The 25,654-nt window shown below is 52.3% G+C and carries 24 protein-coding genes and 4 tRNA genes; 17 read left to right on the top strand and 11 right to left on the bottom strand.

The window, feature by feature from the left end; translation table 11 throughout:
* Positions 1-73 precede the first annotated feature (73 nt).
* The 16 genes from GX466_00420 (at position 74) to rpsG (ending at position 14,189) form a co-directional block, all read left to right on the top strand.
* Positions 74-159, top strand: a tRNA-Tyr gene (locus tag GX466_00420).
* A 16-nt stretch (positions 160-175) separates the two neighbouring features.
* A tRNA-Gly gene (locus tag GX466_00415) sits at positions 176-251 on the top strand.
* Between the two features lie 32 nt (positions 252-283).
* Positions 284-359: transfer RNA gene (locus tag GX466_00410), tRNA-Thr, on the top strand.
* 59 nt (positions 360-418) lie between these two features.
* Positions 419-1,603, top strand: coding sequence for an elongation factor Tu (gene tuf, locus GX466_00405; GenBank protein NLH92678.1), 1,185 nt, complete (start codon positions 419-421; stop codon positions 1,601-1,603).
* A gap of 18 nt (positions 1,604-1,621) precedes the next feature.
* Positions 1,622-1,768: a 50S ribosomal protein L33 gene (rpmG, locus tag GX466_00400; protein NLH92677.1), complete on the top strand. Its 147-nt coding sequence runs from the start codon at positions 1,622-1,624 to the stop codon at positions 1,766-1,768.
* A 25-nt stretch (positions 1,769-1,793) separates the two neighbouring features.
* A tRNA-Trp gene (locus tag GX466_00395) sits at positions 1,794-1,869 on the top strand.
* A 51-nt stretch (positions 1,870-1,920) separates the two neighbouring features.
* Entirely contained in the window at positions 1,921-2,121 is a 201-nt protein-coding gene (secE, locus tag GX466_00390) for a preprotein translocase subunit SecE (protein NLH92676.1), read from the top strand.
* Positions 2,122-2,139: 18 nt separating this feature from the next.
* Positions 2,140-2,676 carry a transcription termination/antitermination factor NusG gene (gene nusG, locus GX466_00385; GenBank protein ID NLH92675.1) on the top strand — a complete coding sequence of 179 codons (537 nt, stop codon included), beginning with the start codon at positions 2,140-2,142 and terminating at the stop codon, positions 2,674-2,676.
* A gap of 13 nt (positions 2,677-2,689) precedes the next feature.
* Positions 2,690-3,121, top strand: coding sequence for a 50S ribosomal protein L11 (gene rplK / locus GX466_00380; protein ID NLH92674.1), 432 nt, complete (start codon positions 2,690-2,692; stop codon positions 3,119-3,121).
* 39 nt (positions 3,122-3,160) lie between these two features.
* Positions 3,161-3,865 carry a 50S ribosomal protein L1 gene (locus GX466_00375; protein NLH92673.1) on the top strand — a complete coding sequence of 235 codons (705 nt, stop codon included), beginning with the start codon at positions 3,161-3,163 and terminating at the stop codon, positions 3,863-3,865.
* A gap of 11 nt (positions 3,866-3,876) precedes the next feature.
* Complete coding sequence (locus GX466_00370; protein NLH92672.1) at positions 3,877-4,407, top strand: 50S ribosomal protein L10; 531 nt, start codon at positions 3,877-3,879, stop codon at positions 4,405-4,407.
* Positions 4,408-4,434: 27 nt separating this feature from the next.
* Positions 4,435-4,812, top strand: coding sequence for a 50S ribosomal protein L7/L12 (rplL, locus tag GX466_00365; protein ID NLH92671.1), 378 nt, complete (start codon positions 4,435-4,437; stop codon positions 4,810-4,812).
* Positions 4,813-5,017: 205 nt separating this feature from the next.
* A complete protein-coding gene (gene rpoB, locus GX466_00360) occupies positions 5,018-8,806 on the top strand; it encodes a DNA-directed RNA polymerase subunit beta (GenBank protein ID NLH92670.1) in 3,789 nt (1,262 codons plus the stop codon).
* Positions 8,807-8,808: 2 nt separating this feature from the next.
* The gene (gene rpoC, locus GX466_00355; protein NLH92669.1) at positions 8,809-13,290 is read left to right on the top strand and encodes a DNA-directed RNA polymerase subunit beta'; all 4,482 of its coding nucleotides are present in this window, start codon (positions 8,809-8,811) and stop codon (positions 13,288-13,290) included.
* Positions 13,291-13,322: 32 nt separating this feature from the next.
* Positions 13,323-13,703: a 30S ribosomal protein S12 gene (locus GX466_00350; protein ID NLH92668.1), complete on the top strand. Its 381-nt coding sequence runs from the start codon at positions 13,323-13,325 to the stop codon at positions 13,701-13,703.
* 15 nt (positions 13,704-13,718) lie between these two features.
* The gene (gene rpsG, locus GX466_00345) at positions 13,719-14,189 is read left to right on the top strand and encodes a 30S ribosomal protein S7 (protein NLH92667.1); all 471 of its coding nucleotides are present in this window, start codon (positions 13,719-13,721) and stop codon (positions 14,187-14,189) included.
* Between the two features lie 492 nt (positions 14,190-14,681).
* Here the strand turns inward: rpsG and GX466_00340 are convergent, their stop codons facing one another.
* The 8 genes from GX466_00340 to pgsB form a co-directional block, all read right to left on the bottom strand.
* Positions 14,682-15,494 carry a hypothetical protein gene (locus GX466_00340; protein NLH92666.1) on the bottom strand — a complete coding sequence of 271 codons (813 nt, stop codon included), beginning with the start codon at positions 15,492-15,494 and terminating at the stop codon, positions 14,682-14,684.
* The gene (locus GX466_00335) at positions 15,494-15,838 is read right to left on the bottom strand and encodes a hypothetical protein (protein ID NLH92665.1); all 345 of its coding nucleotides are present in this window, start codon (positions 15,836-15,838) and stop codon (positions 15,494-15,496) included. Before GX466_00335 ends, GX466_00340 begins: the two co-directional genes overlap by 1 nt.
* Before the next feature lie 223 nt (positions 15,839-16,061).
* Positions 16,062-16,391, bottom strand: a complete 330-nt coding sequence (locus GX466_00330; GenBank protein NLH92664.1) for a hypothetical protein — start codon at positions 16,389-16,391, stop codon at positions 16,062-16,064.
* Between the two features lie 9 nt (positions 16,392-16,400).
* Positions 16,401-17,534, bottom strand: a complete 1,134-nt coding sequence (locus GX466_00325) for a hypothetical protein (GenBank protein ID NLH92663.1) — start codon at positions 17,532-17,534, stop codon at positions 16,401-16,403.
* An 8-nt stretch (positions 17,535-17,542) separates the two neighbouring features.
* The gene (locus GX466_00320) at positions 17,543-18,358 is read right to left on the bottom strand and encodes a hypothetical protein (protein ID NLH92662.1); all 816 of its coding nucleotides are present in this window, start codon (positions 18,356-18,358) and stop codon (positions 17,543-17,545) included.
* Between the two features lie 13 nt (positions 18,359-18,371).
* Entirely contained in the window at positions 18,372-19,493 is a 1,122-nt protein-coding gene (gene pgsW / locus GX466_00315; protein NLH92661.1) for a poly-gamma-glutamate system protein, read from the bottom strand.
* Between the two features lie 2 nt (positions 19,494-19,495).
* Positions 19,496-19,951, bottom strand: a complete 456-nt coding sequence (pgsC, locus tag GX466_00310; protein NLH92660.1) for a poly-gamma-glutamate biosynthesis protein PgsC — start codon at positions 19,949-19,951, stop codon at positions 19,496-19,498.
* Positions 19,936-21,135, bottom strand: a complete 1,200-nt coding sequence (pgsB, locus tag GX466_00305) for a poly-gamma-glutamate synthase PgsB (GenBank protein NLH92659.1) — start codon at positions 21,133-21,135, stop codon at positions 19,936-19,938. Before pgsB ends, pgsC begins: the two co-directional genes overlap by 16 nt.
* Between pgsB and GX466_00300 the strand changes: the two genes are divergently transcribed.
* Positions 21,119-21,478, top strand: a complete 360-nt coding sequence (locus GX466_00300; GenBank protein ID NLH92658.1) for a hypothetical protein — start codon at positions 21,119-21,121, stop codon at positions 21,476-21,478. The two genes, pgsB and GX466_00300, sit on opposite strands and share 17 nt — an antisense overlap.
* 170 nt (positions 21,479-21,648) lie before the next feature.
* On the opposite strand, the gene GX466_00295 is transcribed toward GX466_00300, so the two are convergent.
* The 3 genes from GX466_00295 to GX466_00285 all read right to left on the bottom strand — a co-directional run.
* A complete protein-coding gene (locus tag GX466_00295) occupies positions 21,649-21,903 on the bottom strand; it encodes a hypothetical protein (protein ID NLH92657.1) in 255 nt (84 codons plus the stop codon).
* Positions 21,904-22,085: 182 nt separating this feature from the next.
* Entirely contained in the window at positions 22,086-24,110 is a 2,025-nt protein-coding gene (locus GX466_00290) for a peptidyl-arginine deiminase (GenBank protein NLH92656.1), read from the bottom strand.
* 250 nt (positions 24,111-24,360) lie between these two features.
* Positions 24,361-25,654, bottom strand: a 1,294-nt coding sequence (locus tag GX466_00285; GenBank protein ID NLH92655.1) for a T9SS type A sorting domain-containing protein, incomplete at its 5' end; no start/stop codon positions are given.

Raw genomic sequence — 25,654 nt, 5'->3', positions numbered from 1 at the left:
CTCAATGGCAGAGCAATTGATTTGTAATCAATAGGTTGGGGGTTCAACTCCCTTCATCGGCTCCATAGGTTGTGGACAGGTGGTCGAGTGGTTAATGGCACTGGGCTGTAAACCCAGCGACGCGAGTCTACGGAGGTTCGAATCCTTCCCTGTCCACCATATTTTGAGAATGCCAGCGGGAATAGCTCAGTTGGTAGAGCATCAGCCTTCCAAGCTGAGGGTCGCGGGTTCGAACCCCGTTTCCCGCTCCATTTTCCGGCACGGCACCGCCGAGATATTAACAGCTCAAGTAGCTCAGCAGGTAGAGCACCTCCTTGGTAAGGAGGAGGTCATCGGTTCGAGTCCGATCTTGAGCTCCACTTTCTTTATAATAACAAAAACACGACGTGGGATCCGGCAGCGGGTCCCAGGAGGAAAAATGGCAAAAGAAAAATTCGTTCGTACCAAGCCGCACGTTAATGTTGGTACGATTGGTCACATCGACCACGGCAAGACGACGCTCACCGCAGCGATTACTTTGTATTTGAGCAAAAAGGGCGGCGCTTCGTTCCGCACCTTTGACAGCATCGACAACGCTCCGGAAGAAAGGGACCGCGGTATAACCATCGCCACATCCCACGTTGAATACGAAACAGAAAAGCGCCACTACGCGCATGTGGACTGCCCCGGCCACGCCGACTACATCAAGAATATGATCACCGGCGCCGCGCAAATGGACGGAGCCATCCTCGTCGTGAGCGCAGCGGACGGCCCGATGCCCCAAACCCGTGAGCACATCCTGCTTGCCCGTCAGGTGGGCGTGCCCGCGATCGTGGTTTTCATGAACAAATGCGACCTGGTTGACGATCCTGAATTGCTTGACCTGGTTGAAATGGAAGTTCGCGAGCTTCTGGAAAAATACGAATTCCCCGGTAGCGACCTGCCCGTGATCCGCGGCTCGGCCCTGAAAGCCCTGAACAACGATCCCGAAGGCGAAGCCCGGATCCAGGAACTAATGGACGCTGTGGACAGCTATGTCCCGCAGCCTGACCGCGCCACCGACAAACCCTTCCTGCTTCCCGTCGAAGACGTGTTCTCGATCCCGGGACGCGGCACCGTGGCCACCGGACGCGTGGAACGCGGCACAATCAAAGTTGGCGAAAAAGTGGAGCGTGTTGGTATCCGCGAGACCGTTGAAACCACCTGCACCGGCGTGGAAATGTTCCGCAAGCTTCTGGACGAAGCCCAGGCTGGCGACAACATCGGCGTGCTGCTGCGTGGTTTTGCCAAAACCGACGTGGAGCGCGGAATGGTGCTTGCCAAACCGAAATCCATCACCCCGCACACCAAATTCTCCGGCCAGACCTATATTCTCACCGCTGACGAAGGCGGACGAAAGAATCCCTTCCGCACCGGCTACCGTCCCCAGTTCTATTTCCGCACCACCGACGTGACCGGAACCCTGACCCTGCCGGAAGGCGTTCTGATGGTCATGCCCGGCGACAACGTGCAGATCACCGGTGAACTCATCACCCCGATCGCCATGGAGCAGGGACTGCGCTTCGCCATCCGCGAAGGCGGCCGGACCATCGGCAGCGGCGTCGTTGGCGAAATCATCGAATAAGCCTCTGGACAGGGAACAATGAGAGACATCATCATCCTTGCTTGCGAAGAGTGCAAAAACCGTAATTACACCACCACGCGCAACAAACGCAAGAATCCGAACAGGATGGAACTGAAGAAATTCTGTCCCAGCTGCCGGAAGCACACTCTGCACAAGCAGCGCTAACGCTGAGAATATAAAGATATGTTGCAGGACAGTAGTTCAACTGGTAGAGCACCGGTCTCCAAAACCGGGGGTTGCGGGTTCGATTCCTGCCTGTCCTGCCACATTTTCATCCCGCAGCGGACGATGCGGGCCCAAAGCTAAATGGTGAAAACATGAAACTCATAATAGAAAAAATCCAGCGCTTTTTCCACGAAGTGGTCACCGAGATGAAAGCCGTGTCCTGGCCAACCAAAGACGACATCAAGGAAGGCACGGTCGTGGTGATAGTGATTTCCTGTATAATGGCGCTGTTTCTGAGCCTGGTCGATTTCGGCTTTGGCCAGCTGTTCGGCCTGCTGTTTAAACTCATCTAAAGGATATTCGCTGTGGCAATGCAATGGTATGCGATCCATACCTACTCATCACACGAGAACAAGGTTAAGACAGCCATTGAGAAAGGTCTGGAAGGCACAGAGCTGAGTGAATACGTGGGTCAGTTGCTGGTCCCCCTGAGAAAAGCCTTCATCGTGCGCGAAGGCAAAAGGATCGAGCAGGAACGCAAGCTGTTCACCAGCTATGTGTTCATTCAGGCTGAACTCACACCGGAACTGCGTAGCTACATTTTAAACATCGCCGGAGTAACGAGATTTTTGGGTCAGACCAAAGACCACAAAGATCCGATTCCCTTGGACGAAGATGAGGAGAACCGGCTTTTGGGCATCGCGGACAGGGAAAAAGAGCCGGGCAAGGTATTCGATTTTATGCCCGGCGACTTGGTGAAGGTAACTGCCGGCCCCTTCACGGATTTTGAAGGCATCGTGCAAAAGGTTGCGGACGACGGGCAGAAACTTGTGATCGATGTAACGGTCTTTGGCCGGCGCACACCTGTGGAGCTGAACGCCACCCAGGTGGAGATTTTAAGGAAATAGGAAGTAAAGAAAAATGGCTAAACCGAAAGACGTAGCGGCGATACTGAAGCTTCAGCTTCCCGCAGGAAAAGCGACTCCGGCTCCGCCGGTGGGACCCGCTCTGGGACAGGTGGGAGTGAACATCCCTGAATTTTGCCGCCAATTCAACGAAAAAACAGCCGACCAGCCCGGGATGGTTTTCCCCGTGGTTATCTATGTCGCCAAAAATAAATCCTTCACTTTCGAGATCAAGACGCCGCCGGCGTCTGTCCTGATCAAGAAAGAGGCCGGTCTGGCCAAGGGTTCGGCCACACCCAACAAAGTGAAAGTTGGCCATATCAACCAGGATCAGCTGTGCAACATGGCTCAGCTGAAAATCCAGGACATGAATTGCAATACCCTTGAATCTGCTATGAGTATGATCGCTGGCACTGCAAGGAGCATGGGTGTGGTCGTTGACGACTGACCCACCTTGTGCAGGAGATAATATTCATAAGGAGAGTCAATGAAACATAGCAAAAGGTACAACACTGCCTACGGGATGTATGACCGCCAGAAACGCTATGATCTCGACGAAGCCATCAAGATCCTGAAATCTTATCCGGCTTCCAAGTTTGACGAAACCGTTGAGATCCATTTCAATCTGGGCGTCGACCCCCGCAAAGCCGATCAGCAGATTCGCAACTCGCTGATTTTGCCTCATGGAACGGGCAAGATTTCGCGCGTGCTGGTTTTTGCCGAAGGCGACAAGGCAGATGAGGCCAGGAAGGCCGGTGCCGATTATGTGGGATTGGATGATCTAATGGAAAAGATATCGGGCGGATGGTTCGATTTCGACGTTGTGATCACCACACCCACCATGATGGGCAGAATCGGCAAACTGGGAAGGGTTTTGGGCCCGCGAGGCCTGATGCCCAATCCCAAGGTTGGTACCGTTACCATGGACGTGGGAAAAGCTGTTGAAGAAGCCAAAGGCGGCAAGGTCGCCTACAGGGTGGACAAATTTGCTAATTTGCACATCCTCGCCGGCAAGATCAGCTTTTCCGCGGAGAAGCTCAAAGACAACATCAAGGCCGTTCTGGCCGCGGTTCTCAAAGACCGCCCGCCGACCATGAAGGGAGTCTATATCAAGAGCATCACCCTTTGCACCACCATGGGACCCGGCATCAAGCTGCAAATCGCAAGCGCAACTCTGGAAGCGAAGAGCTAAGGAGGAGAACAATGGTTCAAAGTGTAAAATATGACATCGTAGCACAACTGAAAGAACGTATTGAAGGCGCCAAAGCGATTGTACTGGTAGATTACAAGGGAATCAACGTGGAGCAGGTGAATCAACTGCGCAACCAATACCGGGAAGCGAAAGTGGATTACCTGGTTCAGAAAAACACCCTCGTCAAGATAGCTCTCAATGACCTGGGTATAACCGAGCTCGACGAATACCTGCAAGGCCCAACAGCCCTCGCCATCTGCAAAGAAGAGGAAGTTGCCCCAGCCAAGGTGCTCGTCAAATTCATCAAGGATGTGATGGAGGATGCCCAGTTCCCAAGCTTCAAAGTTGGCTTGGTGACAGGCCAGGTCTTTGACAAAGTCCAGCTTATGGAACTGGCAAAACTTCCGACCCGCGAAGAGTTGCTGGCCAAAGTCATGGGCAGCCTGAACGCTCCTCTGTCTAACTTCTTGAATGTTTCCCAAGGTATCTCCCGTAAGCTTGTTTACGCGCTTGATGCCGTTGCCAAAACAAAGGCAAGCTAAAAATAATATTTATCCCTGGAGGAAAAAATGTCCGATAAAATAACCCAAGTTATTGACCTGATTTCAGAGATGAGTCTGCTTGAAATCTCTGAACTCGTAAAAGCAATGGAAGAGAAATTTGGTGTGTCAGCCGCCGCTCCTGTGGCAGTGGCTGCTGCTCCGGCTGCCGGTGGCGCTGAAGCTCAGGAAGAAAAGACCGAGTTCGACGTCATCCTTGGCAGCGCTGGCGAAAAGAAGATCAACGTGATCAAGGTCGTGCGCGAGATCACCAAGCTTGGCCTCAAGGAAGCCAAAGACCTGGTTGACGGCGCCCCCAAGATGGTTGTGGAAAAAGTCAGCAAAGAAGAAGCCGAATCCGTTAAGAAAAAACTCGAAGAAGTCGGTGCTTCTGTCGAAGTTAAATAGGGTATCCATTCCCTAACTTATGTCCAAAAAAAGTCCCGAGGGACTTTTTTTGGACTTGTTATGTTTCATATCAAACCTTCTATCCATTGTCTGAGCGACATTCCTGTCCCCGTATTCACGACAGGTTTTTTCACCGCCATCTGGCGGTATGCGTAAGCAACACATTTTACCATGCAACGGTTAGAGACCGCAAAGGAGTGAGCTTTTGAGAAAGACAAAGAGTTTTTCCAAGATTTCCGGACGATTTGCCGAACTGGGCATCCCGGAAGTGGAAATACCCAATCTGCTCGCTATGCAAGTGGATTCGTTCAATGACTTTTTGCAAAAGGACATCCATCCCAAGCGCCGGGAGAAAAAAGGGCTTCAGGAAGTTTTTGAGTCCATTTTCCCGATCGAGGACATAAAAGGCAACTTTTTGCTGGAATTCCAAGAATACAATATCCTGCAGGAGAAGTATTCCATCGACGAGTGCCGGGAACGCAATCTTTCCTATCAGGCACCCCTTAAAGTCAAGCTAAGGCTCACGATATACGAACAGAACGAAGGGGTCAGGGAACACAAGGATACCATCGAACAGGATGTGTTTTTGGGTGAAATCCCCCTCATCACAGACCAAGGCACTTTCATAATCAACGGCGCTGAGCGGGTGGTCATATCCCAGCTTCAGCGTTCACCCGGTGTATTTTTCTCAGAGGAAAAGCACACCAGCGGCAAAACCCTTTATTCAGCCAAGGTGATTCCTTACAATGGTTCCTGGCTGGAATTTGACATCGATATCCACGACGTGATGTATGTGCACATCGACAAACGCCGTAAACTTCCGGTCACCGTCCTGCTCCGAGCCATCGGAATTTCCACAAACCAAGATTTGCGCAAGGTGTTTTACGTCAGCGAGACCCTGAAGCTGAAAGAGGCGAAAGGCCGCCATCTCTACGAAGAGATCAGGGTCAAGGGTTCTGAAGATCCCTTGGCAACCGTGAATGAGCAGGTGACCGATTCCCTGATCAAAATATTGGAAGAGAACGGCATCAAAAAGGTAGAGGTGATCGACTATGAATATGAGATCGCCCGAAAAGTGCTGGAAAACACCATTGCCAAAGACCCCACCGAAAATCAGGAAGACGCCCTTAAAAAGATCTATAGCCTGATCCGGCCTGGCGAAGATGCCACCCTGGAAACAGCAAAAGCCTTGGTTGACAGGATGTTTTTCAACGAAAAACGCTACAACCTCGATGAGGTTGGCCGTTACAAGATAAACACCCGCCTTGGCATCGACGTCGTTCCCAACCTTCTGACTCTCTGCGTGGAAGACTTCGTACACATTTTCAAGACCTTGGTTAGAATCTACCATGACCAAGATGTGGTTGACGACATTGACAACCTTTCGAACCGGCGTGTTCGCACCGTGGGCGAGTTATTGGAAGAGCAGTATAAAACCGGCTTGTCCATGGTTGCTCGGATCATTAATGAACGCATGGCTATTTCCAACACCGACGAAGTCACCGTGCACGATCTGGTGAACAGTAATGCGCTGATTTCGGTGGTGCAGTCATTCTTCCTCACAGGCCAGCTCTCCCAATTTATGGAGCAAACCAACCCACTGGCAGCGCTACGACACAAACGCGCTTTCTCAGCTTTGGGCCCGGGTGGCCTCACCCGTGAAAGGGCTGGGTTTGAAGTGCGCGACGTTCATGCTTCCCACTACGGACGCATCTGCCCAATTGAAACCCCGGAAGGGCCTAATATCGGTCTTATCGTGTCTCCATCCATCTATTCTCGAATCAACAAATTTGGCTTCATGGAAACACCCTACCGTAAAATCGTAGATGGGGTGGTGACAAACGAGTATGAATACTTGGACTCAGCTCAGGAAGAGAAATACATCATTGGCCAATGCAATGTGACTTTGGATGATAATCGCAGGATCATCGACGAGGCGGTTTTCGCCCGCGACAAGGGCGATTTCATCCTGGCGGATCCAAAACAGCTGCATTACATGGATGTTTCCCCGCAACAGATGGTTTCCGTTTCTGCGGCAATGATCCCTTTCCTCGAGCATGACGATGCCAACCGCGCCCTGATGGGTTCGAACATGCAACGTCAGGCTGTTCCGCTGATCAATCCCAAAGCTCCGGTTGTGGGCACTGGCATGGAAAAGATTGCCACCATGGACACTTCCAACATTGCCGTGGCACCCTACGACGGTACAGTAACCAACGTCACCTCCGCCTATGTGGAGATCAAGCCTACCAGCGAAACGGACGAGGCTTACTATCTGAGCACGGGAAACCGCATCGAGCTCAAGAAATTCGTGCGCACAAACCAGGATACCTGCAACAATCAGCGTCCTGTTGTTCGGATTGGCGACAAGGTCCGCAAGGGCCAGCCAATCTCGGACGGTGGCTGCGTCGAAGACAATCGCCTGGCCTTGGGCACCAATCTGCTTGTGGCTTTCATGCCTTGGTACGGTTACAACTATGAGGATGCCATCATTCTCAGCGAAAAGGTGGCCCGTGAGGATACTCTCACATCTATCTACATTGAAGAGATGGAAGTGCTGGTGCGCAACGTGAAGAATGGGCGCGAAGAACTGGCCTACGACATACCCAACGTTCCCGCCCATGCTTTGCGCAATCTGGACAAAACCGGTATAGTCCGCGTGGGATCAGTGATCCAGGCCGGCGATATCATTGTGGGCAAGGTTACTCCCAAGAGCATCGAGATCGATCCTTCCCCGGAGGAAAATCTGATGCGTGCCCTTTTCGGAGACCGGGCTGGTGATTTCACCAACAGCTCGCTCAAGGCCAAACCCGGCATGGAAGGCGTGGTGATTGACGTGAAAATGTTTTCCCGGCTGGAAGAGGGCATGGAACAGGAAGAGGACAAGGACGAAAAATACAACAAGCTGAAAAGCGACCTGAACCTGCGCCGCAGAAAGGTGGAGGAATTCAAGGAAGAAAAGCTCTCCGCAGCCCTTCTGGGCCAAGTTGCCCAAACCATCTGGGATGAAAAGACAAATGTCTATTTTATAGCCCCTGGCAAAAAGATCACCAAAGCGGATATAGCCCGGATCAACTTTAAAAAATTGGACTTGGACGCTCATCTGGTTCAGGATACCGAGAAGAACGAACAGATATACAGCGACATCATTCTCAAAATCAAGCAATCACTGGAACAGAGCGAGAACATTTATCGCAAGTCCCGCGAACGCATCAAACACGGTGACGAACTGCAATACGGCGTTCGCAAGATGGTGAAGGTCTACGTGGCCAAGAAACGCAAAATCGAGGTTGGGGACAAGATGGCAGGACGCCATGGAAACAAGGGCGTGATCTCCATCGTGGCCCCAATCGAAGATATGCCGTTTCTGGAAGATGGAACACCAGTGGATATCGTTCTTAACCCTCTGGGCGTTCCCAGCCGCATGAACATCGGCCAAATCATGGAAACCCATCTGGGCATGGCCGCGCAGACTTTGGGCTTTGAGGTGGAAACCCCGATCTTCGACGGCGCTTCAGTGGAAGAAATAGAATCCGCGCTGCAAGAGGCTGGATTGCCCACCGACGGAAAACAGGTCCTCTACGACGGTAAAAACGGTGAACCTTTCAAGGAACGTGTAACAGTGGGTATCATTTATATGATGAAACTCAACCACTTGGTGGCGGATAAGATGCACGCTCGCTCTACCGGACCTTACTCCCTGATCACGCAGCAGCCTCTGGGTGGGAAAGCCCAGCACGGCGGACAGCGTTTGGGAGAAATGGAAGTCTGGGCTCTGGAAGCATACGGGGCCGCGCATCTGCTGGAAGAAATGCTCACCATTAAGAGCGATGATGTGGATGGGCGCAACAACGCCTTCAAAGCCATCACAAGAGGTGAGAACCCACCCCCTCCAGGCATTCCGGAATCATTCAACGTGCTCATCTGCGAGCTCAAGTCACTGGGATTCGATATCGAATTCCTTAAAGACAATGAAAAGGGCGAAGTGAGGTAAAGATGTTAAAAGACACCCGACGTGAAATCCGCCCCAACGAATACGATTCTGTGCGCATCAAGCTAGCATCACCGGAAACGATTATAAACGAATGGTCGCACGGAGAGATAACAAAACCAGACACTCTCAACTACCGCACCCTTAAACCCGAGAAGGACGGCCTTTTCTGCGAAAGGATCTTCGGCCCAGAAAGGGATTACGAATGCGCCTGCGGCAAATACAAGAAAAAACGCTTCCAAAACACGGTCTGCGACCGCTGCAACGTGCTGGTGACCACATCACGCGTGCGCCGTACCCGCATGGGCCACATCGCGTTGGCTGTGCCAATTGCCCACATCTGGTTCGTGAAAAGCGCGCCCAGCAAGATCGGCACACTGCTGGACATGACGGTCAAAGACTTGGAACGTATCCTTTATTACGAATCCTTCATAGTTATCGACCCGGGTGACAGCCCCTACGAAAAGTACGAACTGATCGAAGTTGACGAATACTATGAGATCAGGGACAAGGTGGGGGACAATTTCATCGCAATGATGGGCGCCGAGGCCATTCGGGAACTTCTTGCCCGGATCGACCTGCATAATGAAGCCCTGAACATCCGCTCCCGGCTGAAAATGGAGAAGGCAACCCTGCACAAGCAAAAGCTGATCAACAAGCTCAAGATCGTGGACGCTTTCATCAAATCCGGCAATCAGCCCGAAGACATGATAATGCAGGCTTTGCCAGTATTGCCGCCTACCCTGAGGCCATTGGTGCCCCTGGAAGGTGGACGCTTTGCCACCGCGGATTTCAATGACCTCTACCGACGCGTGATCACGCGCAATAACCGGCTTAAACAGCTTCTGGACATCCGTGCCCCCGAGGTCATCCTGCGCAACGAAAAACGCATGCTTCAGGAAGCGGTGGACGCCCTGATCGACAATTCCCGCAAACCGCGCCCAGTGAGGGGCAGAGGCAACCGGCCCCTGAAATCCCTCACTGACCAGTTAAAAGGAAAACAGGGCCGTTTCCGTCAGAATTTGCTGGGCAAACGCGTTGACTATTCAGGCCGTTCCGTGATCACAGTCGGCCCCGAACTGAAGCTCTACCAGTGCGGACTTCCCAAAGACATGGCAGTGGAACTCTTCAAACCTTATCTGATCGAGCGCCTGCAAAAAATGGGCGAAGTGGACAAGGTTAAGAATGCCAAGAAGCTCATCGAGAAGAAACAACCGGAAATCTGGTCCATCCTGGAAGAAGTGATACGTGACTATCCTGTGCTGCTGAACCGCGCGCCCACCCTGCACCGCTTGGGTATCCAGGCTTTCATGCCCGTACTTACAGACAACAAGGCCATTCAACTGCATCCCATGGTCTGCGTTCCCTTTAATGCTGACTTCGATGGTGACCAGATGGGTGTTTATGTGCCTCTTTCGCACGAGGCGCAGATCGAGGCCAGGGTGCTGATGCTTTCCACCCGAAACCTCCTCCTGCCTTCAAACGGCAGGCTGGCTATGGCTGCCAACCAGGATATAGTATTAGGCTGCTACTACCTTACCGTTGAGGAATTTCCCCAGCCCGAGGATATCACCACCCTGCGTCATTTCTATAGCACTGACGAAGTGATCGCCGCTTACGAATCCGAGGAACAAAACTACTCCGTCAAAGGAGAAGTGATCGGCGCCCGCAATCTGGACCTGCATACTTGGATCCGCGTGAAAGTGGATGGGAATTTCATCGTCACCACTGTGGGTCGCGTGATATTCAACCAGGTGATCCCGCGCGAGGTTGGTTTCCAGAATATCACTTACGATAAAGGCAAACTAAACGACCTGGCCATGCTTTGTTTTGACGCTGTGGGACAGTGGCGCACAGCCCGGTTCCTGGATCAACTCAAAGAGATCGGTTTTGGCTATGCCACCCGGGCTGGCGTTACCTTCAGCTTCAGCGACATTGTGGTTCCCAAACGCAAGGACGAGATCATCGGGGAATCTGAGGAAGACGTGAAAAAGGTCTTCGACCTCCACCAAAAGGGCGGTATCACAGAAAGCGAACGCTATGGCCGTATCGTGGACCTGTGGAAGAAGACCACCGTCCGGGTTACCGATGAAATGATGGAAGACCTTTCCAAAAGCAGGAACGGCCTCAACTCCATTTACATGATGTTCAAGTCCGGTGCCCGTGGTAGTAAAGACCAGATCAAACAGCTTGGCGGTATGCGCGGACTGATGGACAAGCCTTCCAAGATCGGCTCAACCGGCGGTGCTGACGTTATCGAAACCCCGATCAAATCAAACTTCCGGGATGGTCTGACCGTGCTGGAATACTTCGTTTCAACTCACGGAGCCCGCAAAGGACTGGCTGATACAGCCCTGAAAACAGCCGACGCCGGTTATCTTACCCGCCGTCTGGTGGATGTGGCCCAAAACTCCATTATCACCATTGAAGATTGCGGAACTGTTCGCGGTGTGAACATGAGCGTGCTCAAAGAAGGTAACGAAGTGGTTACCACTCTGTCTGACCGGATCCAAGGCCGCACAGCGGTTGACGACGTAGTCGATCCCGTTACTGGCAAGATTCTGGTCCATAGCGGCCAGGAAATCAGCAACAAGATGGCCCGCACCATTCAGAACCACGGTATCATATCCGTAAATGTGCGTTCCGTTCTCACTTGCGAAGCCGAGCGTGGCGTCTGCGCCAAATGCTACGGCCGCAACCTGGCCACCCAGAAACCCGCGACCATAGGCGATCCTGTCGGAATCATCGCTGCCCAGAGCATCGGCGAACCCGGAACACAGCTGACTTTGCGTACCTTCCATATCGGTGGGGCAGCCTCCACTGCCACAGAAATGGCGGAAGTGGTCTCCAACCATGACGGAATCGTGAAATTTGACAGGATGAACACTGTCACCAACATCGACAACCAGCTGATTTCGGTAAGCTATTTGGGCCGTATCTTCGTGATGGATGAGAATGACGAAAACAAGGTCCTCGAAGAATACAAGGTTGAATACGCGGCCACGGTGCACGTGCGCGACGGTCAAAAGATCGCCCTCAACACCAAGCTGCTCAGCTGGGACCAATTCAACAACCCCCTCATTTCCACGGCCAAAGGTGTTATCCACTATGAAAACTTCATCAAGGACATCACCTTCCGTGAAGAATACAACGATATCACCTTCTCCCGCGACATCACCATCATCGAATCTAAGGACCGCAAGAAACAACCGCAGTTCCGCATCGTGAGCGAAGATGGCAGCGCGGTGCAGGTTCCCCTGCCCGCAGGCTTGGTGGTCAGAGTGGAGGACGGCAGCTTTGTGCACACCGGGGACATCCTGGGCCAAACATCCCGTATGACCATCAAACAGCGTGACATCACCGGTGGCCTGCCCCGGGTTCAGGACCTCTTTGAAGCCCGCGTGCCCAAGGACAAAGCCAAAATCTCCGATATCGAGGGAATCGTCACCATCGGCGGTCTAAAAAAGGCGGGACGCGACATATTCGTGACTCCTGTCAACGGCATCTTAGCGCCGGTGGAAGGCAAGATTCTTGTCCAGTCCGACGAGTATTTGAACCAGGTCGTCATCCTTACCGACAAGACAGTTTACACGGAAAAGGACGGCAAGGTAACCATCATCGAGGAAGACAAGAAGAAGCTGATCTCCATCGCCAAGCGCAATTCCAAGCAACTCGTAGTGTATGAGATTCCCAAAAGTCTCCAGATCATTGTGAACAACGATGATAACGTGAAGGTGGGAGCTCCGCTCTGCGGTAGAGTAATGCCCATCCCGCCGCTGCAGGAAAGCATTGTGAACGACGGTGACATGGTTAAAAAAGGCCAGCCTCTGGCCGGCCGCAAATACTCCATTCCCTCCGGGAAACGCATCATCGTTCACCAAGGCGACCATGTTGAAAGCGGCGACGCCCTCTCCGATGGTCCTTTCGACCCTCACGACATGCTGGTGAAAGGCATCATCGAAGCCCAACAGATGATCCTTAACGAAGTGCAGGAAATCTATCGTAAACAGGGCGTTAAGATCGATGACAAGCATATCAGCATCATCATCCGCCAGATGTTCAAAAAAGTGCGCATCACAGACAGCGGCAGCACCTCATTCCTTGAAGGCGACATAGTGGACAAAATAAAGGTTGAGAAAGAGAATCGCGAGATCATCCAGTTCGGCAAGACCCCTGCTCAATTTGAGCAATTGCTGCTCGGAATCACCAAAACCTCTCTTCTCACCGACAGCTGGCTCTCAGCAGCATCCTTCCAGGAAACCACCAAGGTCCTCACTAAAGCCGCCATCGAAGGCAGGGTCGACCAACTCGAAGGCCTCAAGGAAAGCATCATTCTGGGCCATCGTATCCCTGTGGGGACGGGAGCCAAAATCTACAACACCCAGATCGAGGAAGCCGTCAACAATGGTGAAACTGTCGCCCAGATCATTGATCGCTTTGCCCATTCCAGCCAGGATGAGGAAGCGGATGATTTCTACAATTTCTAAAACCAAACATACAAAACCATGGAGGTAAATCAGTGCCAACGATCAATCAACTGATTCGAAAAGGCAGAACCGAGATCGAGAGTAAAAAGAAAAACAGGGCGCTTATGGGATGTCCGCAAAGGCGCGGAGTTTGCACTCGTGTTTACACGACGACGCCCAAAAAACCGAACTCGGCATTGCGCAAAGTCGCCCGTGTCCGTCTGGTTAACGGATTTGAAGTTACAGCTTATATCGGCGGAGAAGGCCACAACCTGCAGGAACACAGCATTGTGCTGGTTCGCGGGGGCCGTGTGAAAGACCTCCCCGGCGTTCGCTATCATATTGTGCGCGGAGCTCTTGATTCCGCCGGAGTCGAGAAACGCGTCAATTCACGTTCCAAATATGGGACCAAACGTCCCAAGACTAAGAAGTAAACGGAGGAATGAGCCATGCCAAGAAAGAAAAAAGCCGTCGTCCGTGAAGTTCTGCCGGATCCCAAATATAACGACGTGATCGTTTCCAAATTCATGAACTGCCTGATGAAGCAAGGTAAAAAGAGCATCGCCGAGCAAATCGTCTATGGCGCCTTTGACATTATCGCTGAAAAGACCAAGCAGCCCCCGCTGGAAGTCTTCAAAACAGCCCTCGAAAACGTTCGCCCGATGGTCAAAGTCGTTTCCCGCCGCGTGGGTGGATCGAACTACCAGATCCCTCTGGAAGTGAACGAAAAGAACGGCCGAGCCCTGGCTTTCCGCTGGCTGATCAGCTATTCCCGCGCCCGCAGCGAAAAGACCATGATCGAGCGACTGGCCGCCGAGCTCATCGCCGCCTACAAGAAAGAAGGCGCGTCCATCAAGAAACGTGAGGACACCCACAAGATGGCCGAAGCCAACAAGGCTTATGCCCATCTGAGGTTCTAATCCAGGCAATTTATCACTGATATCAAGAGGCGGAATTTCGGTTCCGCCTCTTGTTTCCCGGGCTGCTTTCTGTTTAAGCGCTCTCATCCAATTGATTTGAAATAGAGCCATAAGTATTTACCCACCTCAATATCCTGTCAGTCACGCCCTTAGCGCCCGCGACCATCCCCCTCCCACGCCGCCCGCCATATACTCGCATCAAATGCGGGTATCATACGGGAGGCGCATCAGGGACGCATGACAGGGCCTTAACGGCCAGACCAGCGTCACTTCATTTCTTTGCGGAGTCTCAAGCCACTTCACTCCATGCTATAGAAAACCGTCCCCATCTGACTCACCACCATATTTGAAGATGAAACATAATAAACAAGGCTTTACAGCAGTCAATGATCTCGAAATTGGAACCCAGCGAATTGCCTGATCAGGTTGCAACAAAGTCAAAAAAAGACCCGGCCAAATCAGCCGGGTCTCGTCTTGATAGTCTGATATCAGTTATTGGCCTAATTTCGTTTTGATGTTGTTGAACTTGGTTTTCTGCGCGCCGGTCATGTTTTCAAATTCGGCGGCGAGAGCGTTCAATTGATTCTGAGCTTCGGTTCTGAGCTGTGTGAGCCTGGTCATTTCCCTGGGGGTGGTGGGATTCTTGGCTTTCAGGGCCAGGTAACGATCAACGGCTTTGCCGAAGTCATCGATCTTGGCATCAGAAACGGTCGGGGCAGGGGGTGCGGGCGGAGTCGGAGGCTGCACGACGGGCGGTTTCTGGCCGGGTTTCACCGGGGTGGCAGGGGTTTCGACAACTTCAGTCGGAGGCATCATGGCAACTTCAGGATAGACAAACTCGGTGTTGAGCTCGATGGAGTTCACTTCGCCGAGGATGCGTTTCACTTCGGCTTTGTCTTCGATCATCTGCATGAAGGTGAGATCCTTCTTGTCGCTGATCAAGCCTTGCATCAGGGCAACGATCTCAGCCTTGTGCTCTTCCTTGAGGGGGACGGATTCCATACCCATCACAGCTTCGCCTGCGGCGTTCTTGAATGAGATGGTCCAGTTTCCGATGTTGTCGATCGTAAGGCTGTCCGGAACGATTCCTTCCAGCTGCTTCAGCAGTTCAACGTTGATGGTCATTTCCAGGCCGCCATCCACTGGTTTGAGCATATAGCTGCCATCGACCACTTTCACGAAATCGGCTCCGTTGCCCATCACGGGAACGTTGCTCAATTCCAAGGCTTTCTCTTTCAGCGCGCAGGCGCTGAGTACGAGCATCGCCACCAAGGCGACTGTCATCAATGCGGTTCTGATCTTCATTATTTCTCCTTTCTAATAATTAGCTTGCCCAGCTTATGAGGCCGGAGACAAGTGTTATTTCTCTCTTTGCGATCCGGGCGGATAATGCCGGGAAAGGCTGATTTGGTGAGCCTTTCAGGCTCGCCCATTGCCAATCCTTGTGTTCCCGGATATTCAATTTGAGTCACATTGTTCTCACTGCGTTTGCTTGTCAATCTTTTTTCTTCACCGAGCTTGCTGATCTCCGGATTTGAGTAGCCCGGCAATGGGTTTTCATATCTTCTTGGCTCATTTTCAATTAGAGGGGGGACTGCCTTTTTCCCGGTGCCGTGATGGTGGAAAGGGCGTTTGGGAATGTATACCAATATTGGAACATGAGCTGTATCATTCGGCTTTCAGTTCGCGGGTCATCAGCTCGCGGATAGCTTGGCGGGGGTCTTTATCGTGGTAAAGGGTGGCGAAAACCTGGCGGTGATGGGCATTTCAACGTTTTTGTACTGGACAAGGCTGAATACGGAGCGGGTTGTTGAATACGCCCTTCTCTTGGAGCTTCACCAATAACCGCGACCCGCATAGAATCTTCCGGGGTTATTTCTTACTCGGGGGTGGCATCTTGAAATTGCAGATTAGATCCGCGTCATCTTCGTCATCGTCATCCAGGTCATCATCGAAGCCGTCTTCATCCTCCATCCAGTCCGGACAAAAGAGCAGGTCTTCCTCGAAGTCCCAGCCGTCCACGTTGGCGAGGCCGTATCTTTCCAGCAGTTCCTCTTCCCAGATGGTGTAATAGGCTGTGCCGTCCGCCACCGCCCAGACCAGAACGGGATTTTTGTAATGGCGGAGCTCGATCTTGTGGTTCTCGGAAAGATCGAGGAGTTCGCGGATCTTTTTGATGTTGCTTTCTTTTCTGAATTCCATTGTTCTCACCTAAAAGCTGTATTTAACTGTGGCAGAAACCTTGTTCTCGCTGTATTCCCTGGCGCGGCAGACTTCTTCCACAGGTGATTCTACATTCCTGTAGGCGTGAGAGTAGTCAAGCTTTATATTCCAACTAGGGCCAAAATCGAAATTGAGGGCGGCAGAGGTGTTGTAGATAAAATCGGCGCGGCCTCCATACCAGGGATCCTGGGATTGGAAAAAGCGTTCCTCGTAGGATAGGGTGAGTTCAGGATAAAAGGTGGGGCTGGCTGGTTTCTCATCGTTTAGGGGAGTGCTTTTGAGGCGGATGTTGCCACTGTAGCGGTTGCTTTTATAACTGCCGTCTTCTGCGTCATGGCGGTAGTTGTCGTAAATCCGGTAGCGGTAGTTGGCGCCCAGGCTGAAAGTGGGAAAGGCGTAACGGGCACCGATGCCGAGAGTGGTGGCGTTGGCGTCGAATTCAGTGAAGAACTGGTTGTAATAATATTGCTCGTAGCGACCGTGGAACTGAAGCGTGGTTTTTTTAAAGGGTTTGAGATTAAGGTCTCCGCGGTAGAGGTTGCGGGCATAGCTGTATGGTTCAAGGTGTTGGGTGCCGTCGGTATCCACGTAGCTGCGCACGTAGTTTTCAGGATAATAGCCGTAGAGGGCGGTGAAATTCCAGTAATACCGTTCCACGCGGAGGCGGAAAAGTGCGTCCTGGCGTTGTTTGTTTGGGTTGAATATGTTTTGGGAAACGGTGGCGGTAACGGAGGGAATGAATTTCCACCATTGGTAGCGGAGAGGGTAAGCCAGATCGAAACGGACACCGAGATTGAGGTCGTCGGTTGTGTTAGCGTATTCGAGGTTGGGATGACTATGGTCCCAGCGGGTGATGTCATATTCGGAGAGTTGGAACACATTATCGGAGTATGTGGTGCTCATAGAGACGCCGATGTCGAGTTGCGCGGAGAGAGGCCGGGGCATCAGGAGCAGTAAGATGGCCAGGCCCATGATGATGGGAACGATGTTGCGGGGTGGTTTCACCGGCGGTTTAACTGGTTGGCGTGTATTATGATCCGGCTGCCGGTCCTTGTCAGATGAGGGTTCTATCCCGGGATCGGAGGAGGGTTCGGGATGTACATGTTTGCGTGGTTCGGTCATGCTGTTCCTCAATTGGCCTTGCGCAGCACCGGCCGGGCGAAAAACATGTGGTCGCTCACGGCGCGCAGTTCATATTCAGCAGGCCCGCTTTGCCCCGCAAGTTCGATTTTCATGCCTATCGTGAGGTGTTCCACACCCATAGCTTTGTATTTGGTGCTCCGGCGCAAAGTGAATTCTTTGGTATCCAGAAGAACACCGTTGCGGTAGATTTGAAAAGCCGGCAGGCTGCGGTCCAGCAATCTGGCTCGCACATAGAGAATGGCCGAGCGGCCGCTGTTGAGGGTGAATTTCATCCCTTGGGAAGAGTTGAAAACGTAATAAGGGCTGTCCGTGCCGTTGTGGCTAACCGTGATCACGCCGCCGTGGGCCTTGATGGCAAGGTTGGCTGGTTTTGCGGGCTTGGGCTTGGGTGCGGTTTTAACGGTATGGAAAGCTCGGAAATAGATACCTCGCTCATAACAAAGGAGTTCGATGCTTTTAGTTCCGGCGGGGATGGGGATGCTGAGTTCGCGGTAGATGTAATAGCCGTTGAGACGCTGCTCCAAGCTTAGGTCCCAAGTTTTTTTCTCCTTACCGATGATTGTGGTGACCTGAGGTTTGCGCAGGTTGTCCAGACCGAAGGAACGTAGCTGAATGGCGGAAATTCCCTCAACTCCCAAGGTCATTGATCTTTCCGGCAGGGAACGGTAGTACCAGTGGTTTCCGGCATCCGTTTTAAGCAAACGGCGGTTGCCGGGGTCTGTGAAACTGAGGGGCTTGACCTTCGCTGCCAGAGCGGAAAGTGCCGCGAGACAAAAAAAGGCAAGGATCAGGCGTTTGAACATTTATGCTCCAAAATCATAATTCTTCATCTGGGTCCACGATGTTGGCCATGAAATTGCGGTCATGCCGGTCCAGGACAATAACCGCCACAATGGCAGCTACGAGCAGGGCAAGGCAGATGGAAGCCACGGTGACATTGTGTTTTTTCTGGCTGAAAGCGGGGCCGACACCTGGCTCCGGCATATGTTCTGAGGCGTCTTCCAGCTTGTAGCGGCGAATCCAGCGCCGGGGATGCTGCATGCTGAAGACCGGAACGCCTTCGCGGGCCATGACCATCATCACGCCCTCGGGATCGAATTGCTCTTCAGCCAGCTTGGGGTTAAGGCCTTCCCGGATCTGATTGGCGTTTGGGATGCTGCCCACGTTGGCCAGGCCGCGGCCGATGTTCACGAACAGGCGGTAGCGTTGTCCCTCCGGCAGCAACTGGTTGTAAGCGCTTTCGCGGGCTTTGACGTTGTCTGCCAGGGTGGCGCCGATGAGCTGGGCAGTCCCGGTTCGGGACATGGCATCGAACAAAGCTTTGATACCAGGGTCTGAAAGCCCTATGCCAAGGTCATCCTTGCCGCCAAGTGAGGCGTACTGGCTGCTGAAATCAATCAGGCCTTTCTTTTTGAGAATGGCTTCCATGTCAAGCCAGGTGTACTCTTCCCGATTGGCGCCGTAAGAAGCGGAAGAGAGGGCCACGATGATGGCGGGTTCCAGCTTCATCGTTTTCAGCGCGGCATAAAGGGCCAGGTTCGCGCCGGGGTTCGAGCCGGTGATGGCAACAGCCACAGGATCGCCAGCTTTGAGGCCCTGACGGGAAAACTCTTCCACAAAGACCGCAGCCAGGTTGGGATTGATGGCGGCCTGTTTGTCTGAAAGCAAGCCACGGTCCGTGGTAATGGTGCTGCGCGCGATGCCGATTAGTCCAGTTTGGAAAGGGTCGTTGATGGGGTCGAAGGGGATGCCGAGTCTTTGCTGTTCAGCTTTCAGGCTGTCTATAAAGGCGGACATGATCTGAGCGGCCTCCACCTTTTGTTCATAGTAGTCAGCCTTGATGGTCACATAGCTGAAATGGGCGATGAGAAAGAGGATGAGGCTCAGTGCGAAGAGCAAGATCAGCGACCAGCCGGATTTGAGTGAGGGGCGGTACATGATCAGACCTCCCCGTTAAAAATCACCATCAGGGCGAGGCGCACAACAATTGCCGCGATGCCCATTGTGGCGATGGTTTTAAAGAAACCCTGGCGCTCGAACCAGTTGGCGATGAGGCCGGGAACGATGTAGCCGATGGATTGCATCTGAAATGTATATACGGTGACATTATGAATCACAAGCAGCCGGGTGGCCCAGCCGAGGATGAATCCGATCAGGATGCTCAGGACCATGCGGCGTTTACCAAACATCAGCGTGAATTGGGAGATTATCCTGATGATGCCCCAGGTGAGCAAACTCACGGCCAGGGTGCCCACGATCTGCATGGGCTTGTCCAGATAGAGGGCCAGATAGCCAGGCACGACTATCCCTCCGGCGGAGGCGCCCAGCATCTCGCTGAAGATCAGGCTGATGATAACGCCAAGACCAACCGCGGCCTGAATTACTGCTTCAACCACTTTAATTCCTCATTTTGCTTTCTCGATTTATGTTTGAAATGCGCAACGATCTGCGCGCCATACTGTTTGCTGCCAGCAATGTTGCCGATTCCCAGAACGTGTGATTCGCTGTCAGTGAGCTCCACCACTTTGCGATAGACTTCCTCAGGCTGAGGTTCGCCGAGGGTGAAAAGCTTTTTTTGGGGAACCCCGGCTTGCAAGGCGTAAGCTTCCACCTTGTCGCAGATTTCGCCGGTGAGCAGCAGATACGAATAGTCCAGCTTGTTCACAGCGTCCACCAACTGGTGCGAGCGAAAAATCCGGTCAGCACGGGTATTCAGGATGATGATCTTGATCACGTCCGTGAGATGGCCAGTAACCATGTTGATCACTTTGGCGGTGGATTCGGGATCGTTGGCGGCAAAAACATTGTAGAAAGTGATGCGTTTGCGTCCTTCCCGAATCACGTATTTGCGCAGGGCGCCTGGGTCGGGGTTGGCGCTCTGCATGCCGCGCAGCGCCACTTCCCTGGATACACCGGCTTCGGCGCAGACGGCCAGGGCGAGCTGAACGTTTTCCGCGTGCTCGATATAGCGGAACTGAGCCAATTCCTGAGTGGTCACATCCACAGGGCGCACTTTATGGATTTGGCAATTGCGTTTTTGGGCAACCTTTTTCAGCAGGCCGAAGTGGGAGTTTTCCGCCGTATAGCAGATGCCGCCAGTGGGGATGGTGTTGCTGAGGCACATCGCCACGCTTTGTTCTGTGGATCCCATCAGGTCCAGATGGTCGGCGCGACAGTTTGTGATAACGCTGATGGTGCTGCGTACGAACTTGCGTTCGGTTATCCACTGGAAAACAGGGTTCACGGCCATACATTCGATCACGATGGCGTCCGGCTTTTCTCTAACGGCATAGCGGAAAATGTATTTCTGTTCGATGATGTTGGCGCCCATCAGACGGACGATCGCAGCCTCCCTGCCATCAGGAAGCACCACGCGAGGCAGGGTGCCTGTGATCTTGGCCACAGTGCGTTTGCCTCCGGCGCGCAGGCCGGCAGCTATAAGACGGGTCACACTTGATTTTCCCCGGGTACCGTTTACATGGATCCTTAAAGGGATTGCTTTCACGTTGCGCTGGTGCCTCCAGTATTCATGGGTCCAGAAGGCGATGATGAGCACCGTCGCAATGATCAAAACAGTCATCTTTCCTCATTTAGTATCAATTTCAGGCTGGTATGAGACGATAGTTGCAGCTTCATTACAAGCCAATCAATGCAACTTTCGTTCCAGCCCCGCTGTTTTCCGTGGCAGACAAAACTCTCACGGGAAACATATCAGTTCACACATTTCTACCGATGCTTATATTGTCCAGCAAAAACAATCGGAAAGGAGGGAAAGCTGTGAATACTGCCAAATTCAGCGGGCACGGGCCAACATCTTAAAACATCATTTAGTTTGTGCTTTATTGGATTATGCGGGGAAGCGAAAGGATTGCTACCACGCCCTTAGCGCTTGCGAACATCGTGCCCGCACGCCCCCCGGATGATTCTCGCATTAAATGCGGGCATTATGCGGGAGGCGCAACAGGAACCTGGGAAAAGGCCTTAATGGCCAGATGGCATCGCTTCGCTTTTCCGCGGGGCTGCTGGCCATTTCACAGCCTCTCTATCATATTCAGTCCCTGAGACATACCTGCCTGATTTGAAAGAGGGCCAGTTACCTTATCCTGGCCAACTTGTGCATGATAAAATGGCCGTTCGGTCCGCTTGCGCGCAAAAGGTCAAACTGGCTTTGGGAGAGCACGAGGTCCGGCCAGACGCAGGGTTTGTAGGCAGCGATGTCAGCTCCCTCGTTCACAAAACGATCCAAGGTGACGGGGGAAGGAAAGTCTATGCGGGCCACCATGCGCTGACCGGCAAAGAAGGGGAAAGAAAAAAGGATAACGGCCAGGGTCAGAAAGATAGGTTTCATTTTCTCTCCAAATCAGGCGTAAAAAAATACAGTGGGGAATACCGGGCGGTATCCCCACTGCTCGGAGGGCATTCTATGTAGGGTCTGTAGGCTGGCTTCATTAATAGGAATATCGGTTATTCTGTCAAGCTTTTTTTTCGTTTTTTTGCGTTTTTGTGCTGTGGATTAAATTCCACAGCGCCTTATTCCATGATCAAGACCTTGCAGGACAGTGTAATAGCGTCAGCGTCAACTCTAATAAAATATATACCTGGCGCCGTTTTTCTTCCCCACATGTCCAAGCCGTCCCAAAGAAACTTAACCCCATCAGTAGAGGAAACGGGCCCGGATTCGTTATAAACGAGCTGACCTCTGCTGTTGAATATATTCAACATGGGTGTATAATTTACCACATCCTTGCATTCTATTGTGAGATAGGCAGTTGAACCAATATGATATGGGTTTGGATATGTCCATAATGAATAATGTTCAGGTTGAGGGATATTATCGTCAGATATGCTCACTAGGTCGATAGGGATGTTCAGCCATTCACCGGGGAAGGGGTAGGTAGCAATATTTGCAGGGTTGGCGCCGTCCCTGGCTTCTATCTGGTAATGAAAAAACTCATTCCCAGCCTCGAACTGAAGATCTGCCTCTGCCCACCAGTAATTGGGTGGGCCTTCGGGATCAGTCAACATGGGGATTTCCGTGATTGGACCGTCGTCGGTCTTGTAGCGGAGACAAACAGCACTAACCGAAACGTTGTCAGAAACTGTAACGGAGAAGATGTGATTGCCACTGGTGATGGATGTGGGCGGATTATGCATTATGATAGGGGCTTCCGTGTCGCCAGAAATCACAAAAACATGGGGGTCCAGTGCCGCGAACAAAGGATGGTCGGCAGCTCGGCCGGATTGGTCAGCAGCGTGGAGGTAGTAACGGATGGTATCTCCGGGCGCGAATCCTGAAAGCGTGGCCCCGTAACCGTTTCCGGAGTTGTAAGCCAACAGCGCTGTCTGCCAGATACCTTGGTTAACTTTGTAGGCAATAAATAGGGAATCCGTGATCAGTGCTTGGCCGCTGTGCGCAATCAGTTCAGCGTTGAATTCCCATGTAGGGCTGATCTCAAATTGACCATGCAAGGGTTGGTGCCGTATCTCCAGCATGTGCTGGTCCGGAATTTCGTGGGTGCGGCAGTGCAGGGCATCAGTTGATTCCCAAGGAGTGTATCCAGAGCCAGTTACACCTATGATCTCATATCCGGGCATGGCGTTTTGGTAAACTTGCAGCGCAGCAGCGTCATAGGTGCTGTTCATGATTGGCACGAACACCCTTTTGTTCAGGATCAGGGAGTTTGTATAAGGTTGGTTTTGAGGTGTGTTCACCCTGTAAACCCGGTATGGATAGCCCCAGGCGCAGTTGGTGGAGGCAAAAAACGCGGCGGTTTGCTCGATTTCATCATACTGAGCATGGTTGGAAGGCACACTGCGGATCAACACTTTGTCCGGGGCAAGGAATTTGCCCCAGCAGTCGATGTGATTGATATATGTGTCATTGGGGTCTGGCAATACGTGAAAGTTTTCAATACCAAGGTAATCGTGCATTTTCTGCGCAACCTGGGTTTGTGTGAGGCTGGGGTTCTCGGTATAAGCGATTGTGGTCTGAGCGGCTGTGCCAATGCCGTCGCACATATAGTTTCCGCCAGTCTGGTAGAGATTCATACCATAGTAATCAAGTCCCAGTTGGTTGGCAAAAACCTGCGGAATGAGGTTGTCGTTGGGTCGGGGGCGGTTGTAGCGGAAATCCACTACGCCGTAATCGCCGTTTCCGTCAAAAATGAACCAGGGGCCATAATCCCTGGTCCAATATGAATCCGTGGCTGCGGTCATAAAATCCACTTTGGCTATGTTCACTCCAGCGTTGTTGAAAGAGGAAGTGGCAGAGTTTTGCTCAGAGGTTGAGGAAACGAGGCAAATCACCCTGGCGGTGTTGGCCAGTTGTGCCACCAGCGAAAGCGGTATGCCCAGAGGCCAGCGGATCAGCACATGGGAGGCTGGCTCAAATTCAGCAATGGGGCGAACGGAGCCTTCTGGAGGCGGTGTTTCAGTGAAGCGGCCATAGTTTTGCAGTTGGTCACCAGGCAAGGCCTGATCGGCTTTCAAGAGCACGGGGCTCATCGCCACAGCCACTATCAGGAATATCAGTGTCAGCCAGTTTCGTTCGGGCATTTCAGTTGTTCTCCATAAATGTAATGCTATCCCTCCACATACAATTTTCAAGCCTAAACTCAAGATTTCTGCCAGCCTGCTGTTAAGTCAGGTTTATATCCTCTCCCAGGCTGGTTTTTTAGGATGTGTCTTGACTTATTAAGTCGGGGAATTCCAATGGCCTGGGAAGGTTTTTGTCTTAGCGACGGGGATTTTGGGGCACAAAAAAATCCCGGAGCGTCAGCTCCGGGATTTGTGAATCAAGATAGGTTTATTTGATGATGACCATCTTTCTTGACTGGTTGCAGGAGGCGGTGCTGAGTTTGTAGAAATAGATTCCGCTTCCGCAGACGGCACCCTTGCTGTCTCTGCCGTTCCAGCCGAGGCTGTGGGCGCCTTCATTCACTGTAAAGGAGCGCACGAGTTGGCCACTAAGGTTGTAGATGCTGAGGGTTCCGGTTTCACCGGCCTTGACGTCCACTTCGATGGTGGTGCAGCTACCCAGCTTGAAGGGGTTGGGGTAGGCGTTTTTCAGCGAAGTGATCTCTGGAAGCACCTGAGGCACGCTTCCTTCCACGGTAACGCTAACGGGGCCGTGGAAACCACTGCTCAGGTAATCGACGGCTTCCAACCAGTAGTAGTAGGTATCGCCGATTTCGACGCTGTTGTCGGTGATGCTGTAGGTTTGGGCGGTGCTGGTGTTGGTGGCCGGGATCAGGATCGGGGTGATGAGGATGGAGCTGTCCTGCTGGTCTGAGGTGTTGCGGTAAACGCGGTAGCCGTTCATGTGGTGTTCAGACTGGCTCACCCAAGTCAATTCAACATTGTTGACCGCGTTCACGGTGGCGGTGAAGCTGCTCAGTTCCACAGGGGTGTGTGTCGGATTCTGAGTTATTATCAGCTCATAGTTATCCTGAGGACTGAATTGCCAACTATCCCATCCATCTTCAGGTGCTCCGAAGGTATAAACAAAGGGTCCTTCACCTTGAGGGAGAGGGCATGTAAATACGCCATTGTCATTGGTATAACCAAGGAGTTCACCATTCAAGTAAACCGGCACGCCAGGGGTGGGAGGATCAAGAATGAAGGTGATTTCTGGAGCAACAACGTCCTCTTTATAGAGGGTGAAGGCTATGTCGTTCGCTATTGGGTCACGGTAGTTGCCAGAAGAAACCATCATCATCTTCTTTTGGATTTCCTTATCGAGACGGCTCTTCGCATATACGTGCTGGATGGAGAACTGGTCAAGGCCTGTACCGGGGGCAAAGAGGAACAGATTGGAGGCTCCGCTGTCAACGTCGATCTGGGCTGAGAACCAGCCATTTTCCAGTACCACTTCTTGGGGAAGGACAGCTTCGAACTTGTAAACCTCCCATGTATCCCATGCGTCCACATAATAGGAGGTGGTGCAAGTCACGTTGAACTCATAATCCGGGGTTCCCCAGGTAGGCTCATACAGGATCTCCTCTGGGATGAATCCGATTCCCTGAGGATTGGGGCCATCGGTGGCGATGACAACACTGTCCGGATCGAGAATCTCATACCAGTTTTCACCAGGCCAAGCG

This window comes from Candidatus Cloacimonadota bacterium (assembly GCA_012516855.1).
Lineage (GTDB): Bacteria > Cloacimonadota > Cloacimonadia > Cloacimonadales > Cloacimonadaceae > Syntrophosphaera.
This window is presented reverse-complemented; position numbering and strand designations above follow the sequence as displayed.